The organism is Acidovorax sp. KPB24-07 (assembly GCF_057543315.1).
The window spans coordinates 1-1,276 of record NZ_BAAJYS010000664.1 but is presented as its reverse complement, the minus strand read 5'-3'; the positions used below and the strand labels follow the sequence as shown (position 1 = coordinate 1,276).

Here is a 1,276-nt window from a genome sequence, read left to right as displayed (position 1 = left end):
CTCCACCGCGTCCAGCGTGAGGTCCACGGGGGTGACGCTCGTGACCTCGCCGGTCTCTTTGTCGGTGCTGCGAAAGGGCTTGCGCGTGTACCCGCCCAGCTGCGCCAGGACCGAGACTTCTTCGCCCTTTTGGCCTAGCTGGGCCTTGCTGCGGACCTCGACGGTCTGCGGACGGCTGTAGGGGTCGGGCGCGGGCGTCACGATGCGGGTGTAGCGCGTTTGTTCGTGGCGGCGGGACGCGTCAATGCGGCCCTTCACCAGCACCTGCATGGGCTGGATCTTGGTTCCCTGGGTTGGGGAGGCTACGGGTGCGTTCATGATGGTCTGATCCTCTGAATCTGGGCCTGCAACTCCGGCCACTGGAGGCCGGCACTGCCGCCGGCGGGGTCTACCTTCTTGGGGATGCCGATCACTCGGACTTCTTCGATCAATTCGCCCGAGGTGCAGCCGGTCATTTCCAGCGCCTGGTGCATGTATTTGCCGTAGCAGCGTTCGAGGTGATAGAGGCCGTGGGCCAAGCTGCCCTTCGTCTCTTCCTGGCTGGTGGGGATGGCCTCTGCGGCCGCTTCCAGCATGTGAGCGAGGGCTGGATAAGCGCCAGTGAAGTACCGGTCCGGATTGGTCAGGACGTCGAGCGGGATGACGCGATCCCGATTGCCCAGCCGCACCTCGAAGCGCGTCCAGTTGCTGTCGGGCATGTTGAGCTGCAGGCCTTTTTCGTAGACGCAGAGCGCCTTGCCGTTCTTGAGCTTGCCAACGTACATCGTGCGTCCCTTCGTGCCTTGTTCGTGCCAAGCGCCCTGTGCGTCGAGTTCAGGGTTTCGCCCACGATTGATAAATGCGCCGTCGTGCCAGAGGCTGAGCGCGTCGTCTACGGTGTATTCGCCTTCGAGGAAGTCCACTGCCAGGTCCACGCGTGAGAGCGTGGCGTCGAGGCCTTCGAGCAGCTCTTGCACACTGGCCCAGTCGTTGACCAGGCCGCAGCCCTTGCCGTTGAGCTGAAGCAGCCAGCGGCCCTTCTGGGACTCGCCGCCGCGCGCGATCGCGCCCACTTCGACCTTGGCGCCATCGTCCAGCTGGAGGGTCAACCGATGACGCTCGGTGAAGCCAAACAGGCCGCCGTCCAGCACTGCGGTCAGCCTGCCGGCCATGACTCCATCGAGGAAGCCCATCAGGCCGTGCACGCTCATGACTGGGGCATCGAAAGTGGCATTCAGCCAATCGATCTTGGCGCACCTCGAATCAGCAGCGGGGGTAGAACTTTCCACCCGTGTTA

At 63.9% G+C, this 1,276-nt stretch carries 2 protein-coding genes; both read right to left on the bottom strand.

Features of this window, described 5'->3' with window-relative positions; all coding sequences use genetic code 11:
• Window positions 1–318: single-stranded DNA-binding protein (locus AC27IQ_RS24825; protein ID WP_487091171.1), on the bottom strand; the 318-nt coding region annotated here is incomplete at its 3' end.
• Window positions 315–1,276, bottom strand: a 962-nt coding sequence (locus AC27IQ_RS24820; RefSeq protein ID WP_487091195.1) for a replication initiation factor domain-containing protein, incomplete at its 5' end; no start/stop codon positions are given. The genes AC27IQ_RS24820 and AC27IQ_RS24825, both read right to left, overlap by 4 nt.